We start from the raw sequence: 15,846 nt of genomic DNA on the forward strand, positions 1-15,846 counted from the left end.
TAGGGGATATGAAACAAGTTTTTCTCTCAACAACAACGGAATTTAAAGAGATCGACACGCTTGAACCGGGTACTTGGATCAACCTCGTCAATCCTACACAAAATGAATCGTTGGAAATCGCTAACGCCTTCGACATTGACATTGCCGACCTTCGAGCACCGCTCGATGCGGAAGAAATGTCCCGTATTACCATCGAAGATGAGTACACTTTGATTATCGTGGACGTTCCCATCACAGAAGAAAGAAACAATCGCACCTACTACGTTACGATTCCGCTGGGGATTATCATCACCGAGGAAACCATTATCACCACCTGCTTGGAATCCCTCCCCGTTCTCGATGTCTTTATCAACCGTAGACTGCGTAACTTTTACACCTTCATGCGTTCACGCTTTATCTTCCAGATTCTCTACCGCAACGCCGAACTTTACCTGACAGCCCTTCGTTCGATCGACCGTAAGAGTGACCAGATCGAAAGTCAACTTCACAAATCCACTCGAAACGAAGAACTGATCGAACTCATGGAATTGGAAAAGACCATCGTCTATTTCAAGGCCTCACTTAAGACGAACGAGCGCGTGATTAAGAAATTGACCAGTGCAACCAGCAATATCAAAAAATACTTAGAGGACGAAGACCTACTCGAGGATACCCTGATTGAAACCCAACAGGCCATTGAGATGGCAGATATCTATGGAAACGTCCTTCACTCTATGACAGAGACCTTTGCCTCTATCATTTCCAACAACCAGAACAACATCATGAAGACCCTGGCTCTCGTGACCATCGTCATGTCTGTCCCAACCATGATCTTCTCAGCCTACGGGATGAACTTTAAGGATAATGAAATCCCTCTAAACGGTGAGCCTCATGCCTTCTGGTTAATCGTCTTTATCGCCTTTGCTATGAGTGTTTCGCTCACTCTCTATCTCATCCATAAAAAATGGTTCTAAGAGGAATCCCTATGTCTCAGATTGATCTACAAAAATTAACTAAGAAAAACCAAGAGTTTATCCACATCGCTACCCAACAATTTATCAAAGATGGTAAAACAGACGCTGAAATCAAGGCTGTTTTTGAGGAAGTCATTCCTAAAATCCTTGAAGAGCAAGCCAAAGGAACGACCGCTCGCTCCCTCTACGGCGCTCCAACCCACTGGGCTCATAGCTTCACTGTCAAGGAGCAATATGAAAAAGAGCATCCAAAAGAAAATGACGATCCAAAACTCATGATTATGGACTCAGCTCTTTTTATCACCAGTCTCTTTGCATTGGTTAGCGCTCTGACTACCTTCTTCTCTACAGATCAGGCTATTGGCTATGGGGTGATTACCCTCTTGTTGGTTGGACTTGTAGGGGGACTTGCCTTCTACTTGATGTACTACTTTGTCTACCAGTATTATGGACCAGACACAGATCGTAGCCAACGTCCTCCATTCTGGAAATCAATCCTCGTCATCCTGGCCTCTATGGTCCTTTGGTTGGTTGTCTTCTTTGCAACAAGCTTCCTACCAGCAAACCTCAATCCAGTCCTTTCTCCATTACCTTTGGCTATCCTAGGAGCTGCCCTTCTCGCTCTTCGCTTCTATCTCAAGAAACGTTTCAACATCCGAAGTGCAAGCGCGGGCCCATCACGTTATTAAGAAAAGTGAAAAGCTATGGCATATAGTCAATCCTTAGCTCAGCAGATTCGCAAAATTCTAGCACTTAAACTTCCTCCCCAAATTTTCGAAGAAGAGTTAGAAGAAAAGAAACTGTTTGGTGGCCTGGCCTTTATGATTCGTGGGAAAATGGTCCTTACAGTCAGTTCCAGAAAAGACGAGTTGGTTATGGTGAGAATTGGCAAAGAAATGGAAAAGCAAGTTCTACCCCGAATAGGAGCTCATACTACATTGATGAGAGGGCGACCTTATCATGGCTATATAGACCTAGATATTGAAGGCCAAAAAGAACTGCCTTACTGGATTGATTTAGCCCTCTCCTATAATCAAGAGTTGACCAAGTAACTCATATCTAGCGAGATTAGAAAAACGGAAAGCAACTGCACAGTCGGTTGCTTTTTCACTTGCTTTCTTGAAATTCAATAGAACTTCTGAGTCTGATTCTTATAGTTTTCTCTCATCTTTTGTGATAAAATAGGCTCATACTCAATGAAAATCAAAGAGCAAACTAGGAAGCTAGCCGCAGGTTGCTCAAAGCACTGCTTTGAGGTTGTAGATAGAACTGACGAGGTCAGTAACATATATACGGCAAGGCAAAGCTGACGTGGTTTGAAGAGATTTTCGAAGAGTATCAATCTATTTCTAGGAGGATGAGATATAGTTTCTACTATTGGTATTGTTAGTTTGTCTAGTGGTGTTATCGGAGAGGATTTTGTCAAACACGAAGTCGATTTGGGTATTCAACGTCTCAAGGATTTGGGACTCAATCCTGTCTTTCTGCCCCATTCGCTAAAAGGGTTAGACTTTATCAAGGACCATCCGGAGGCACGTGCAGAGGATTTGATGCAGGCCTTTTCTGATGATAGCATCGACATGATCCTATGCGCCATCGGTGGGGATGATACCTATCGCTTGCTACCCTACCTTTTTGAAAACGACCAGCTCCAAAAGGTTATCCAACAAAAGATTTTTCTTGGCTTCTCGGATACAACCATGAACCACCTTATGTTGCACAAACTAGGGATCAAGACTTTTTATGGGCAATCCTTTCTAGCAGACATTTGTGAATTGGACAAGGAGATGTTGCCCTATAGTCTCCACTACTTTAAAGAATTGATCGAGACGGGAAGAATCTCAGAAATCCGCCCTAGCGACCTTTGGTATGAGGAACGGACTGATTTTAGTCCCAAGGCTCTGGGAACAGCTCGTATCAGTCATGTAAATACAGGCTTTGATTTGTTGCAAGGAAATGCTCAGTTTGAGGGAGAAATTCTCGGTGGTTGCCTTGAGTCCCTCTATGATATCTTTGACAATTCTCGATACGCAGACAGCACGGACCTCTGCCAAGAGTACCGACTCTTCCCTGACTTATGTGACTGGGAAGGAAAGATTCTCTTGCTAGAAACAAGCGAAGAAAAGCCTGAACCTGATGATTTCAAAAAAATGTTGCGGACTTTAAAGGACACGGGGATATTTGGGGTTATCAGTGGACTCTTGGTCGGAAAGCCAATGGATGAAACCTTCTATGACGACTATAAGGAAGCACTATTGGATATCATTGATAACAATATCCCGATTGTCTATAATCTAAATGTCGGCCACGCAACGCCAAGAGCCATTGTTCCCTTTGGCTTTCACGCCTATGTAGATGCACAGGAGCAAGTCATTCGCTTTGACGATAACAAAAAATAAACAATTTCTCCATTTTTGTGCTTTGGTATTGATTTTCGTTACAATTTGTGTCTGAATTTATTGCATTTTGCTTATTTCTATGATATCTTTTTAAAGGAGGTGTATATGACTAAACAAAAAATAAATCAAATTGTCGGTTCAATCGGGGCCTTTATCGGGATTATTGTATTTATCGCCTACATCCCACAAATTTTTGCCAATTTACAAGGCAACAAAGCTCAACCATTCCAGCCTTTATCCGCAGCAGTATCTTGTTTAATTTGGGTTATTTACGGGTGGACAAAAGAACCTAAGAAGGATTGGATACTAATTATTCCAAACTCAGCTGGCGTTGTCTTAGGTGGACTGACATTTCTTACTGCACTATAAAAGTTACTAGCATATAATCAAAAAGCTGAGAAACTCTTCTCAGCTTTTTTCTATATTCTCAGATAATTAGACGCCTGCACTCACTTATTTCCGCTTTTCCACTCACAATCATTCTCGTGGTCGTCAATCAAACCTGCTGCTTGTAGAAAAGCCAAAACTGCGACTGGACCTGTAAACTTGAAGCCTTGTTTTTTGAGATCTTGAGACAACTTTTCAGACAAGGCTGTTTTAGCAGGTGCTAGGTGATAGTCAGGAACATCATTCACGATCGTTTTTCCCTCAACAAAGGACCAGAGATAAGCGTCAAAAGAGCCGTAGGTTTTCTGGACTTGCAAAAATGCTTGGGCGTTGGCACGTGTCGCAAAGAGCTTGGAACGATTTCGGATGATGGCTGGATTCTCTAACAAGGCTTCCAACTCGCCATCTGTCATTTCCGCGACACGTTGAACTTGGTAGTTGTAAAAGACTTCTCGGAATCCTTGGCGTTTGTTTAGTACCGTTTCCCAAGATAGACCCGACTGGTAAGTTTCCAAACAAAGCAACTCAAAAAGAGCACGGTCATCATGAAGGGGTTGGCCCCACTCTTCATCATGATAGGCCACATATAATGGGTTGTTCATTTTAACCCAACCACAGCGTTTTGTCATAAAAATCTCCTATTTGACCAACATTTTAAGGGCCGACTTGATATAGTTCTCAGCTGTATCCGTCGTTCCTTCAAAGAATTTCTTGATTTTCTTGAGCTCGGTTGCCTTGTAGCCCAGTGCCAACATGGCTTCCATAGCTTCTTCCAGTTCTTGGTTTTCAGCGCTGGTTTGCACTGCCACCTTGGCAGGAAGGTCATCACTAGCCACGACTACCTTGCCTTCCAAGTCCAGCACCATCTGCTGGGCTGTTTTCTTGCCAATTTTAGGGAACTTGGTCAAGTAGGTGATGTTCTTAGTCTCGATCGCCTGAACCAAACCAGCATTGTCATCGGCAGCGATAATAGCAAGAGCTGATACAGGACCAATCCCAGAAACCGAGATCAGACTAAGAAAGAGCTTCTTCTCATCTTCTGAGCGAAAGCCGTAAAGCAGATGGGCATCCTCACGGACAACTTGGTGCACATAAATCTGAGTTTCTTGATTAACCTGACCTGAGTAAGCATAGGGATTGGCTACATGCAAGATATAACCGATACCATTTGCCTCAAGGACAATGTATTTAGCAGTGATTTTGGTAATGATTCCTTTTAAATATTCGTACATAGTTTTTTCTCCATTATTTTGCCTATCTAGTATACCATATTTCCCCAAGACAGACTGCAACAAAAGGTGCAACCTCTGGTTGACAAATAGTACAGGAGATTGTATTCTCATTATAAGTAAAAATTGTTAGGGTAGAAGTAGAAAAAGGAGGATAGAATAATGAAACTCGCAGAAAAACTATTTGAGCTCAGAAAGGAAAAAGGTTGGTCCCAAGAAAAACTAGCAGAACAAATCAATGTTTCTCGGCAAAGCATCTCCAAATGGGAGTCTGGTCAAGTCCTTCCTGAAATCGAAAAAATCATTGAATTAAGCAAGATTTTTCAAGTGACAACTGACTATCTACTACTAGATGAAAACTCTGAAAAAGGTTCCTCAGAAGTGATCTTGGAGGAAGACAAGGACAACTACTATAAAGAGGTTAAGTCCTTTGGTCTCTGGCAAGTGATTTATATTTTCGTCTTGGCTCTGGCTATCTATCTCTTTTTAGCTGGTTCAAGTTTCCCAGCCGAATTCACTGCTTGGATCTGGCTGACCTTCGTTCTCTTAATCGCTTCTGCAATTGCTATCAACAAGACTCTCAAAACCAAACAACGTTATCTTGATAGGGTGATTGGTCCTGAGAATCCTTCCGACAAAGACGACTCTACAAAATCTTGAATCACCTAGTTCAGTTTTCACAACACTCTTTATAGGACTAGTCTTGTCAAGCGAGTGTAAACCTCGTGTCAAGTTGCCCATACCCAATCAAAGTTCCCACCTTAGAAAAACTAAAAAGCCTTGTTCAAAAGGGACAAAGGCTTTTTGTGTTCTTAATATTTCCCCAACTCTCGGAGGCTCGTATGATTTTCCTGAATGCGTCGGAACATTTTTTCCATATCCGACTTGGTAAAATGCACCAAAACGGGACGTCCGTGTGGACAGTTGTAAGGATTGTCACATTGAGAGAGCTGATAGAGGAGTTGTCTGGCTGAGTGGTCATCGATGCGATGGTTTGCCTTGATAGACCGCTTGCAGGACATCATGATTGCCAGCTCTGCTCGGTATTTCTTGATCGAAACTTCCTTGGTCAAGAGCAGCATATCACACATTTCATAGATACCAGACTCAATCTCTTCTTCTGCCATCCAAATAGGATGTTCACGCAGAATAAATTGATTTTCTCCGTACTCTGCTAGAAAGACGCCCACTTCCTCCAAAAGAGGCATTCTTTCCCTGAGACGAAGGGCATCATCCGCTGGAAATTCAAAAATATAGGGCACTAGGAGTTGCTGCTGGCTCTGGTCAACGTTACCAATGCTTTCACGATACTCCTCGTACTTAACCCGCTCCTGAGCTGCGTGTTGGTCTATGATATAGAGCCCATCTCGCCCTTGGGCAAAGAGATAGGTTCCATGCATTTGCCCGAAAAATTCCAATTCTGGAAAGCTTGACGATTCTTCTCTCTCCAACTTATCATAGGCTTTATCGAGACTAGCTAGATCTAACTCTGGGTGGTCTAGTTGGTCGTAGTTAGCAGGCTTTCTCTCTGCAAAATGCAGTTTTGCTGGCTTGGTCAACTGGTCCAAGGTTTCCTTGGCAAATAGGGTCAAATCCTGTCTTTCCTCAGTCAAGTCTACTTGATGGTCTGAAACCTCAACTTGAGTCGGTCTAGTTACTTCTGTTTGTTCATAGTAGAGTGTGTTTTCTTTGAGCGGGAGAGTGGTCTGCTCTACCTTTTCACGATTACGCACGGTAGATTTTGCAAGATTTTCCAAGGCATCAGGTATCAAAGTATGTTCCTTAAGACTCTTTGCGATAGCCTCTGAAAGCAGCGCCATCAGTTCTCTTTCCTTAGAAATCCGCACTTCTTGTTTGGTTGGATGCACATTGACATCAGCTAGATAGGGGTCGATATGGATGTGAATGACAGCCAGTGGAAAACGTCCCACCATAAGCTTGCTTCCATAACCGTCAAGAATAGCGCGATTGAGCAAGAAGTTCTTGATATAGCGGCCATTGATGAAGAGGCTGATATAGTTACGATTTGCTCGGGTTAACTCAGGCAGAGACACAAAACCTGTAATTTCGAAATCTAAGTCAGAGTTCTCAATTTCAATCATCTTCTTAGCACTCGCCAAACCGTAAATCCCTGCGATGGCTTGGCGTAGTTGACCAGTCCCTGCTGTCCGCGTCATTTCCTTGCCATCACTAATCAAACTGAAGGAAATCTCAGGATGAGCCAATCCCAGACGGTTGACAATATCAATGATATGAGACAGCTCCGCTTGCTGGCTCTTCATATACTTGAGGCGGGCAGGTGTGTTGAAAAAGAGGTCCTCCACACAAACTTTGGTCCCCACAGGACTAGTCGCTGGGATGACTTCCTCAACTTCACCCCCACGCGCAACGAGCTTGGTCCCATGACTCGCACCATCCACCGCCGTCAACAGAGTTAAGACACTGACAGAAGCGATAGAGGGCAGGGCTTCACCTCGAAAGCCGAGCGTCCGAATCCGAAAGAGGTCTGCTTGATTTTTTATCTTACTGGTTGCATGACGACGCAGGGCCAATTCCACCTCATCGTGGGCAATTCCATGACCATTATCGGTGATTTGAATTTTCTTGAGACCAGCTTCTTCAATCTCAATGATAATCTGGCTAGAACCCGCATCAATGGCATTTTCTACCAACTCTTTGACCACACTTGCAGGACGTTCAATGACCTCTCCTGCCGCGATCTGGTTTGCCAACACTTCTGGCAATTCAATAATATGAGACATCTTTCAGCCCCTTTCTGTATCTATTTTCCTAAAAATTGATTAGTGCTATTATACCATATTTCAGATGTTACCAGAAAAAGCAAATACCACATAGACTCCAAATCTCTCCACATAGACAAAAGCTCTTGCCATGGGTCGTAAAATAATGGTATACTCAATAAAAATCAAAGAGCAAACTAGAAAGCTAGGCGCAGACAGTACTTTAGTACGGCAAGACGACGCTGACGTGGTTTGAATTTGATTTTTGAAGAGTATTAATAAAGGTGTACAAGAAGTGAGATTAACCTTGTATAACTGAAAAGGAGGGAAATTTATGAAAGTAGAACTACAGATTAAGGAGACTTACGAGGAGGAAAAGCTGATTGTCCAAACTCCTCAGCCGACCGAAAAAGTCCAGAAAATTATCGAGTTCGCTGAAAATCTTGACCAAAAAGAAACAATCAAAGGTAAGATTGATGATCAGGTCTATCTAGTTAAGATTTGTAAGATACAGCGCTTCTATATCGAGAATCGAAAGGTTCTAGCAGAAACTGCATCTCAGACCTACAGCGTTGATTTGCGACTCTATCAGGTTCTTGAACTCTTGCCGACCACTTTTATCCAAATTTCCCAATCAGAAATCGTTAATATTGACGCTATCTCTCATCTCAAACTAACCCCCAACGGTCTGGTCGAAATCTTTCTCAAAAACGAAAGCTTCACCTACTCTTCACGCCGTTACCTAAAAACCATCAAGGAGAAATTAGAACTATGAAAAAACAAATCTTTCACGATGCAGCCGCTGGTGTACTTATCGGCCTCATCCTCTCTATCCTTTTTTCACTCATTTATGCCCCAAATACCTATGCCCCACTAAGTCCCGAGTCTCTTATCGGCCAAGCGATGGCTCAACATCAGGTTCACGGTGCTCTAGTCTTGCTCTACTGTATGGTCATCTGGTCAGCTATCGGTGTTCTCTTTAGCTTTGGTGGTCGTTTATTCAGCCGTGACTGGAGCTTGCTCCGTGCCACACTTTCCCATTTCTTCCTCATGCTGGCTGGCTTTGTTCCACTAGCAACTCTGGCTGGTTGGTTCCCCTTCCACTGGACCTTCTATCTCCAACTCATTCCAGAGTTTGCGATTGTCTACCTCATCATCTGGGCTATTCTCTATAAAAGAGAAGCTAAAAAAGTAGACCACATCAATCAACTTTTGGCCCATAAAAAGTAATAGAGAAAAATCCCACTCACAAAAATGTGAGTGGGATTTTTTTATAACTTTTGTTTGAGCTCAACCAAGACATTCATAGCCTGCATCGGTGTCATATTGTAAACATCCAGTTTAGCTAATTCTGCTAGGATAGGATGCTCTGCAGGGGTATCAAAGAGTGACATCTGCTCTGTAACAGCACTTGTTTGTCTCATCGGCGCAGGACTTTCCGTCCCTTGATTCTCCAGTTGAGCCAATATTTTATCCGCCCTTGCTAAAAGTTCTGCTGGTAAGCCAGCAATCTTAGCAACATGGATACCATAGGATTTGTCAGCTGGTCCTGGTTCAATCTTGTGAAGGAAGGTGACCTGCCCATCCTGCTCCAAGGTTGCCACATGAACATTGACCAAGTGTTCCAAGCTAGACTCCAGACTGGTCAACTCATGGTAGTGGGTCGCAAAGAGGGTTTTAGCTCCGATATGCTCATGGATGTATTCGATGATGGACTGAGCAAGAGCCATCCCATCATAAGTCGCCGTTCCCCGTCCCAATTCATCGAAGAGAATGAGTGAGTCCTTGGTCGCATGCGAAATGGCATTGTTAGCCTCCATCATCTCCACCATAAAGGTTGATTGACCTGAAACCAAGTCATCTGCTGCTCCGATACGAGTAAAGATGGCATCGAAGATAGGCAAATGGGCGCTTTCTGCCGGCACATACGAGCCTAGCTGGGCCATAACCGCCGTCATGGCTAACTGGCGCATGTAGGTTGACTTCCCACTCATGTTTGGCCCTGTAATCAGCTGAATACTGGTATCTTCTGCCATCTGGATACTGTTTGGAATATAGGTCTGAGCTCCCATGACCTTTTCGACGACAGCATGACGCCCTTTTTGGATATCGATTTGTGAGTCGTCACCGAACTCAGGTCTGATCAAATGCTGGGTTTCAGCCACAACTGCTAGACTTTGCAAGACATCAACCGTTGCAATTCCTTGGGCTAGAGCCTGCAAACGCTGGATGTACTTGCTGACTTCCTCACGGATACGCATAAAGATTTCATATTCTAGGTTGGCTGACTTCTCACGCGCCTCCAGCATATCTCCCTCGATACGGGCTAATTCTTCGGTACCAAAGCGTTCTGAGTTTTTCAGCGTTGCCTTGCGGAAAAAGTGGGCTGGCACATTTCCCAGTTGCGAATTGGTCACATGGAAATAGTAACCATCTTTTTTATTGTAGTCAATCTTGAGCGTACTGATGCCAGAGTTTTCTCTCTCCTTAGCCTCAATCTCAGCAATCCAGCTAGTCCCTTCTCTGAGCACACGACGGTACTTGTCTAAGGTCTCATCAAATCCCGTACGGATAATGCCACCTTCCGTAATCACGTGAGGAGCTTCAGGAGCAATGGCAGCACTAATCAATCTCTCCAACTCAGGGATGGCATCTAACTGTTCGATAAGATAGGCCAGGGCAGGTTGCTCCATGCCTTCTAAAATCGCACGAATCCGTGGTACACTGGATAAGGTGGTCGCCAACTGCAAGAGATCCTTGGGATTGGTTTTGCCAAAAGAAACTCGACTAGCCAAACGTTCGATGTCATAAACACCCTTGAGGCTATCCGTTAAATCGCTGCGCTCAAAGAAGTGGTCAAGAAAGACCTGCACCACCTCTTGACGTTGGACGATTCGTTCCTTATCAATCAAGGGACGGTGGATCCAAGAACGCAAGAGCCGCATGCCCATAGCCGTTTTGGTTTCGTCCAAAAGCCAGAAAAGACTCCCTTGCTTCTTGCCTGAACGGGCATTCTCAACCAAATCCAGACTAGCCTTGGTCGCATAGTCCATCTGTAAGAAATCTTTAATTTCATAGCGGATAACTGGTTTGAGATGGTTCAATTCCCGCATCTGGGTCCGGTGAACATACTGGAGCAGCTTACTAGCTGCCGCTTGCTCCACAGCTGCCAAACGTGAATCTAGTAAATGAATATCCTCAAGGCCTTCCTTCTCATAAGAAAGCACCAGATTCATCTGACGACTGAGGATTTGTTCTTCTTCCTCAGACAAGTCATAACCCAGCACCACTTCTCGAGCCTTGAGATTGCGAATTTCCCCACAAACCAACGTGAAATCCAATAGCCCCGTCACATAGAAATCACCTGTCACCAGATCCATATAAGCCAGACCAAATTGATTGCCATCACGATCTAAGGCAACCAAGAAATTATTCTGACTATCCGGCTTACTGCTATCAACGACCGTTCCAGGTGTGATGACCTGGACCACCTCTCGCTTAACAACCCCAACCGCTTGTTTGGGATCTTCCATCTGTTCTGCAATGGCAACTTTATAGCCCTGCTCAATCAGAACATCGATATACTGCTGGGCAGAATGATAGGGGACACCCGCCATGGGTATCGGATTTTCTGCATTTTTATTCCGACTTGTTAAGGAAATTTCTAAAATCTGCGCTGCATTAATTGCATCTTCATAGAACAACTCGTAAAAATCACCCATTCGAAAAAGCAAAAAAGCATCTGGGTATTGTTTCTTAATATCCACATACTGTTGCATGCCGGGTGATAGCTTTTCTGTTGCCATTTTCCGTCTCTCCTTGCTAAAAATAAGTCTTGAGAGCAACTCCCAAGACCTTATTTATCTTTCATCAAATCTAGCAAACGATCTTCCATCAGCTTGGCAACGTGCTGGTCTCGACAAATAACCAATAAGGTATTAGCACCAGCAACCGTTCCTAAAATCCATTCATCCTTGTTTGCATCTACAATGTTTGCTAAGACTGCAGCTTCCCCAAGTTTGGTATGAAGTACCAAGGTGAACTCAGCTCTTGCAACTCCTTCTAAATGATGAGACAAAAACTCAACTAAATCAATCTTATCTGTCTCATTTGCTAGTACATAATACACCATATCATTTTTCTTAACCTTGGTCAAGCCGATTTCACGCAAATCACGTGACAAAGTCGTTTGTGTCACATAAACATTACGAGCTTCTAAACGATCTTGAATCTCTTTTTGTGTCCCAAGTTTTTCTTCGGTGATCATCTTTTTAATCAATTGATGCCGTTCTCTTTTTCTCATATTATCCTCTTAAGTGAATATTTATAACAAGTTTTACATTTATTTTATAACTACATTATACCAAAAAAAATAGATAATTCAAAAAAATTCTTTTCTTTCTCAAAAAATGTAGTAAATTGTGTTAAAATAGTAAAAAAGCCCAAAAGGAGCCCTTATGAATACAAAAGAATTGATTGCTAGCGAGTTGGCTAGCGTCATTGATAGCCTGGATCAAGAGGCTATTTTAAATTTACTGGAAACACCTAAAAACTCAGAAATGGGAGACATCGCCTTCCCTGCCTTTTCTCTAGCAAAGGTCGAGCGTAAAGCTCCTCAAATGATTGCAACAGATATTGCTGAAAAAATCAATAGTCAAGCCTTTGAAAAGGTTGTCGCTACTGGACCTTACGTCAACTTTTTCCTTGATAAATCTGCTATTTCGGCTCAGGTATTACAGGATGTTATCACTGAAAAAGATCACTATGCTGACCAAACCATTGGCAAGCAAGAAAATATCGTTATCGATATGTCTAGTCCCAATATCGCTAAACCATTCTCTATTGGGCACTTGCGTTCAACGGTTATCGGGGATAGCTTGTCACATATTTTCCAAAAGATTGGCTATCAAACGGTCAAGGTCAACCACCTAGGAGACTGGGGCAAACAGTTTGGAATGTTGATCGTTGCCTACAAGAAATGGGGAAATGAGGAAGCCGTTAAAGCACATCCAATCGATGAACTTCTTAAACTCTACGTTCGCATCAATGCTGAAGCTGAAAAAGATCCTAGCTTGGATGAAGAAGCACGCGAATGGTTCCGCAAACTGGAGAATGGAGATGAGGAAGCCCTCGCTCTCTGGCAATGGTTCCGTGATGAAAGTTTAGTGGAATTCAACCGTCTTTACAATGAATTGCAAGTTGAATTTGACAGCTACAACGGGGAAGCTTTTTACAATGATAAGATGGATGCTGTTGTAGACATTCTCGCTGAAAAAGGACTTCTTGTTGAGTCAGAAGGAGCCCAAGTTGTCAATCTTGAGAAATATGGAATTGAACATCCAGCCCTTATCAAAAAATCTGATGGTGCAACTCTCTATATCACACGAGACTTGGCTGCAGCCCTTTACCGTAAAAACGAATACCAATTTGCAAAATCCATCTATGTTGTTGGTCAAGAGCAATCTGCCCACTTCAAACAACTCAAGGCAGTACTACAAGAGATGGGCTACGATTGGAGCCAAGACATTGTCCATGTTCCGTTTGGATTGGTAACAAAAGAAGGGAAAAAACTCTCTACTCGTAAAGGAAATGTCATCTTGCTAGAGCCTACTATTGCAGAGGCTGTTAGTCGTGCCAAGGCCCAAATCGAAGCGAAAAATCCTGAGTTAGAAAATAAAGACCAGGTTGCCCACGCTGTTGGAGTCGGGGCTATCAAGTTCTATGATCTTAAGACCGACCGTACAAATGGATATGACTTCGACCTTGAAGCTATGGTATCCTTTGAAGGGGAAACTGGACCTTACGTTCAATACGCCTACGCTCGTATCCAATCTATCTTGCGCAAAGCCGATTTCAAACCAGATACATCTGGCAACTACAGCCTGAATGATGCTGAAAGCTGGGAAATCATTAAACTACTCCAAGACTTTCCACGTATTATCAATCGTGCAGCAGATAACTTTGAACCTTCTATCATTGCGAAATTTGCGATTAGTTTGGCTCAAGCTTTTAACAAGTACTATGCACATACACGTATCCTAGATGAAAGTCCTGAGCGCGACAGTCGTCTGGCCCTCAGCTACGCAACCGCAGTCGTCCTCAAAGAAGCTCTTCGTTTGCTCGGAGTAGAAGCGCCGGAGAAGATGTAAATCGCCAAAGTTACTTGATTGCAGAGCAATCTAAGTAACTAACGCCAAATCCTATTCGGACTTTGGCTTGGCGCTTCACTAATTCACCTAACTAAATAATATCGATTTGGTTAGGCTCATGTCGTAATCTTTTAAATTACTTGAAAGCGATCTGAAAGATTGAGGCAAAATAACATTTATATTTTGTTCGGCCTTGCAGCTGTTTAATGAAACAATTTATTCACTTATACTATTTATTTATCACACTGGGAGATTTCCTATGAGCCAATATGCTTATATCCTCGTTGTACTTAGCTTGGTTTTCCTTTTTCTGCTCAATAAGTACGAGAAAGAAAGACTTCAAAGACTCTACCAAGAGCAACTCTTGAAGGACGAGACATTTAGGTCTGACATCAAAGAGAAAATTCACACGACTGAAAATATCAATGATGTCATTGCACATATCAATAAAACTTACCATCTGGGAATGTTGCTCTCAAAAGACGTCACAGATCAATTGAAATAACCGAAATCCGAGAAGCTTTCTTCTCGGATTTTTTAGGCTTACCATATTCCCCTTGGAGAAATTTCATTAATGCATGTAAAATTTTTCTGTAATTTTCTATATTTTTTCAAAACGGCCTTGCATTTCTTTTAAGTTTTTTGTAGAATAGTAGCTATCTATTCAGATTATTCTGAAAATTCAAAAATAGGAGCGTTTATTATGTCACAAGTTACGTTATCAAACCAGTCAACCTGGGCAAGCAAACTAAAGGCAATGGGGCCAGGAATCCTGATGGCTTCTGCTGCCGTTGGAGGTTCTCACATTGTATCCTCTACTCAAGCTGGTGGTTCTTATGGTTGGTCACTACTCCTATTGGTTATCTTGGCCAATGTTTTTAAATATCCATTTTTCCGTTTTGGTGCAGAATATACTGCTGATACTGGTAAAACCTTGGTCGAAGGCTACGCTGAAAAAGGCAAGTTCTATCTCTGGATTTTCTTTGTCCTCAATGCCTTCTCTGCTATGGTCAATACAGCTGGAGTCGCTATCCTTTGCTCAGCCATCATCGCTAGCGCCTTCCCAATGATTGGACTTAGCATCACTCAATGGTCCCTTATCCTTGTTGCAGTCATTTGGGCCATGCTACTCTTTGGTGGCTACAAACTATTGGATGGTATGGCAAAATGGATCATGTCCGCTTTGACCATTGCAACAGTTCTTGCAGTTATCATTGCAGCAATTAAGCATCCAGAATACAGCTCTGATTTTGTCGAAAAGACACCTTGGCAAATGGCGGCCCTCCCTTTCATCGTTTCCCTCCTAGGATGGATGCCTGCCCCTATTGAAATTTCAGCCATCAACTCACTCTGGTCTGCTGAAAAGAAAAAGACCGTCAACTTTAATACAGCGGACGCTCTTTTCGACTTTAACGTTGGTTACATTGGAACTGCTATCCTAGCTGTATTCTTCGTGGCACTAGGAGCGCTTATTCAGTATCCTACAGGACAGGCAGTTGAAGCTGCTTCAGCTAAGTACATTTCTCAGTTTGTGGGTATGTATGCCTCTGTTCTTGGAGAATGGTCCCGTTATTTGATTACCTTTATCGCCTTTCTTTGTATCTTTGGAACGGTCATCACCGTTATCGATGGCTACTCTCGTGTCAATCAGGAATCGCTACGACTCTTGATTCGTCAAAAAGAGGATACTCGTAAATCTTTGAACATCTGGATGACCATTACCGCTATCATTGGTATCGTAATTATTAAATTCTTTGCTGGTCAAGTTTCCACCATGCTTCGCTTTGCCATGATTGGTTCTTTCCTGACAACACCATTCTTCGCTCTTTTGAACTATGTATTGGTGACACGTGAGAATAAAAATCTTCCTTCCTGGCTAAAACTCCTCGCTATCGCAGGATTGATTTTCCTCTTTGGCTTTGCTATTTTCTTTATCTATGCACTTGCCATCGGAAAAGCAGGATAGTATATAAAATGGCACCCTTACG

16 protein-coding genes are annotated in these 15,846 nt (G+C 42.9%); 11 read left to right on the top strand and 5 right to left on the bottom strand.

What is annotated here, in order from left to right; all coding sequences use genetic code 11:
- Window positions 1-8 precede the first annotated feature (8 nt).
- From M1G01_RS06535 to M1G01_RS06555, 5 genes are all read left to right on the top strand, one after another.
- Window positions 9-953, top strand: a complete 945-nt coding sequence (locus M1G01_RS06535; protein ID WP_070799901.1) for a magnesium transporter CorA family protein — start codon at window positions 9-11, stop codon at window positions 951-953.
- 11 nt (window positions 954-964) lie between these two features.
- Window positions 965-1,642 carry a DUF1129 domain-containing protein gene (locus tag M1G01_RS06540; RefSeq protein WP_247931436.1) on the top strand — a complete coding sequence of 226 codons (678 nt, stop codon included), beginning with the start codon at window positions 965-967 and terminating at the stop codon, window positions 1,640-1,642.
- A gap of 15 nt (window positions 1,643-1,657) precedes the next feature.
- A complete protein-coding gene (locus M1G01_RS06545) occupies window positions 1,658-2,005 on the top strand; it encodes a hypothetical protein (protein WP_071851682.1) in 348 nt (115 codons plus the stop codon).
- Between the two features lie 312 nt (window positions 2,006-2,317).
- On the top strand, window positions 2,318-3,352 hold the full coding sequence (locus M1G01_RS06550) for a S66 family peptidase (RefSeq protein ID WP_247931511.1): 1,035 nt from the start codon (window positions 2,318-2,320) through the stop codon (window positions 3,350-3,352).
- A gap of 105 nt (window positions 3,353-3,457) precedes the next feature.
- Entirely contained in the window at window positions 3,458-3,721 is a 264-nt protein-coding gene (locus M1G01_RS06555) for a SemiSWEET family transporter (protein WP_000166112.1), read from the top strand.
- An 80-nt stretch (window positions 3,722-3,801) separates the two neighbouring features.
- Here M1G01_RS06555 and M1G01_RS06560 read toward each other — a convergent pair whose 3' ends face one another.
- Window positions 3,802-4,368 (bottom strand): DNA-3-methyladenine glycosylase I, encoded by a 567-nt coding sequence (locus M1G01_RS06560; RefSeq protein ID WP_247931437.1) that lies wholly within the window; start codon window positions 4,366-4,368, stop codon window positions 3,802-3,804.
- A 9-nt stretch (window positions 4,369-4,377) separates the two neighbouring features.
- Window positions 4,378-4,971 carry a Holliday junction branch migration protein RuvA gene (ruvA, locus tag M1G01_RS06565; RefSeq protein ID WP_000273410.1) on the bottom strand — a complete coding sequence of 198 codons (594 nt, stop codon included), beginning with the start codon at window positions 4,969-4,971 and terminating at the stop codon, window positions 4,378-4,380.
- Between the two features lie 159 nt (window positions 4,972-5,130).
- Here ruvA and M1G01_RS06570 point away from each other — a divergent pair, with 159 nt between their 5' ends.
- Entirely contained in the window at window positions 5,131-5,628 is a 498-nt protein-coding gene (locus M1G01_RS06570) for a helix-turn-helix domain-containing protein (RefSeq protein ID WP_227232030.1), read from the top strand.
- 152 nt (window positions 5,629-5,780) lie between these two features.
- Here M1G01_RS06570 and mutL read toward each other — a convergent pair whose 3' ends face one another.
- Window positions 5,781-7,730: a DNA mismatch repair endonuclease MutL gene (mutL, locus tag M1G01_RS06575; protein ID WP_247931438.1), complete on the bottom strand. Its 1,950-nt coding sequence runs from the start codon at window positions 7,728-7,730 to the stop codon at window positions 5,781-5,783.
- 313 nt (window positions 7,731-8,043) lie between these two features.
- Between mutL and M1G01_RS06580 the strand changes: the two genes are divergently transcribed.
- The gene (locus M1G01_RS06580; RefSeq protein WP_247931439.1) at window positions 8,044-8,484 is read left to right on the top strand and encodes a LytTR family DNA-binding domain-containing protein; all 441 of its coding nucleotides are present in this window, start codon (window positions 8,044-8,046) and stop codon (window positions 8,482-8,484) included.
- Window positions 8,481-8,939 carry a DUF3021 domain-containing protein gene (locus M1G01_RS06585; RefSeq protein WP_247931440.1) on the top strand — a complete coding sequence of 153 codons (459 nt, stop codon included), beginning with the start codon at window positions 8,481-8,483 and terminating at the stop codon, window positions 8,937-8,939. Before M1G01_RS06580 ends, M1G01_RS06585 begins: the two co-directional genes overlap by 4 nt.
- 41 nt (window positions 8,940-8,980) lie before the next feature.
- On the opposite strand, the gene mutS is transcribed toward M1G01_RS06585, so the two are convergent.
- Both mutS and argR read right to left on the bottom strand, forming a co-directional pair.
- Window positions 8,981-11,515 carry a DNA mismatch repair protein MutS gene (gene mutS, locus M1G01_RS06590; RefSeq protein WP_247931441.1) on the bottom strand — a complete coding sequence of 845 codons (2,535 nt, stop codon included), beginning with the start codon at window positions 11,513-11,515 and terminating at the stop codon, window positions 8,981-8,983.
- 50 nt (window positions 11,516-11,565) lie between these two features.
- Window positions 11,566-12,012, bottom strand: a complete 447-nt coding sequence (argR, locus tag M1G01_RS06595; RefSeq protein WP_001231483.1) for an arginine repressor — start codon at window positions 12,010-12,012, stop codon at window positions 11,566-11,568.
- A 154-nt stretch (window positions 12,013-12,166) separates the two neighbouring features.
- Between argR and argS the strand changes: the two genes are divergently transcribed.
- The 3 genes from argS (at window position 12,167) to M1G01_RS06610 (ending at window position 15,824) form a co-directional block, all read left to right on the top strand.
- Window positions 12,167-13,858 carry an arginine--tRNA ligase gene (gene argS, locus M1G01_RS06600; RefSeq protein WP_247931442.1) on the top strand — a complete coding sequence of 564 codons (1,692 nt, stop codon included), beginning with the start codon at window positions 12,167-12,169 and terminating at the stop codon, window positions 13,856-13,858.
- Window positions 13,859-14,117: 259 nt separating this feature from the next.
- Window positions 14,118-14,363, top strand: a complete 246-nt coding sequence (locus tag M1G01_RS06605) for a hypothetical protein (protein WP_000084865.1) — start codon at window positions 14,118-14,120, stop codon at window positions 14,361-14,363.
- A gap of 198 nt (window positions 14,364-14,561) precedes the next feature.
- Window positions 14,562-15,824: an NRAMP family divalent metal transporter gene (locus M1G01_RS06610; protein WP_247920944.1), complete on the top strand. Its 1,263-nt coding sequence runs from the start codon at window positions 14,562-14,564 to the stop codon at window positions 15,822-15,824.
- Window positions 15,825-15,846: the final 22 nt, after the last annotated feature.

Source organism: Streptococcus oralis (assembly GCF_023110055.1).
Classification (GTDB): Bacteria; Bacillota; Bacilli; order Lactobacillales; family Streptococcaceae; genus Streptococcus; species Streptococcus oralis_BY.

Excerpts from the sequence above, each read along its gene's own strand:
- M1G01_RS06535 (WP_070799901.1), top strand. The coding sequence starts at position 9 with ATGAAACAAGTTTTTCTCTCAACAACAACGGAATTTAAAGAGATCGAC.
- M1G01_RS06540 (WP_247931436.1), top strand. The coding sequence starts at position 965 with ATGTCTCAGATTGATCTACAAAAATTAACTAAGAAAAACCAAGAGTTT.
- M1G01_RS06545 (WP_071851682.1), top strand. The coding sequence starts at position 1,658 with ATGGCATATAGTCAATCCTTAGCTCAGCAGATTCGCAAAATTCTAGCA.
- M1G01_RS06555 (WP_000166112.1), top strand. The coding sequence starts at position 3,458 with ATGACTAAACAAAAAATAAATCAAATTGTCGGTTCAATCGGGGCCTTT.
- M1G01_RS06560 (WP_247931437.1), bottom strand. The coding sequence starts at position 4,368 with ATGACAAAACGCTGTGGTTGGGTTAAAATGAACAACCCATTATATGTG.
- ruvA (WP_000273410.1), bottom strand. The coding sequence starts at position 4,971 with ATGTACGAATATTTAAAAGGAATCATTACCAAAATCACTGCTAAATAC.
- M1G01_RS06570 (WP_227232030.1), top strand. The coding sequence starts at position 5,131 with ATGAAACTCGCAGAAAAACTATTTGAGCTCAGAAAGGAAAAAGGTTGG.
- mutL (WP_247931438.1), bottom strand. The coding sequence starts at position 7,730 with ATGTCTCATATTATTGAATTGCCAGAAGTGTTGGCAAACCAGATCGCG.
- M1G01_RS06580 (WP_247931439.1), top strand. The coding sequence starts at position 8,044 with ATGAAAGTAGAACTACAGATTAAGGAGACTTACGAGGAGGAAAAGCTG.
- M1G01_RS06585 (WP_247931440.1), top strand. The coding sequence starts at position 8,481 with ATGAAAAAACAAATCTTTCACGATGCAGCCGCTGGTGTACTTATCGGC.
- mutS (WP_247931441.1), bottom strand. The coding sequence starts at position 11,515 with ATGGCAACAGAAAAGCTATCACCCGGCATGCAACAGTATGTGGATATT.
- argR (WP_001231483.1), bottom strand. The coding sequence starts at position 12,012 with ATGAGAAAAAGAGAACGGCATCAATTGATTAAAAAGATGATCACCGAA.
- argS (WP_247931442.1), top strand. The coding sequence starts at position 12,167 with ATGAATACAAAAGAATTGATTGCTAGCGAGTTGGCTAGCGTCATTGAT.
- M1G01_RS06605 (WP_000084865.1), top strand. The coding sequence starts at position 14,118 with ATGAGCCAATATGCTTATATCCTCGTTGTACTTAGCTTGGTTTTCCTT.
- M1G01_RS06610 (WP_247920944.1), top strand. The coding sequence starts at position 14,562 with ATGTCACAAGTTACGTTATCAAACCAGTCAACCTGGGCAAGCAAACTA.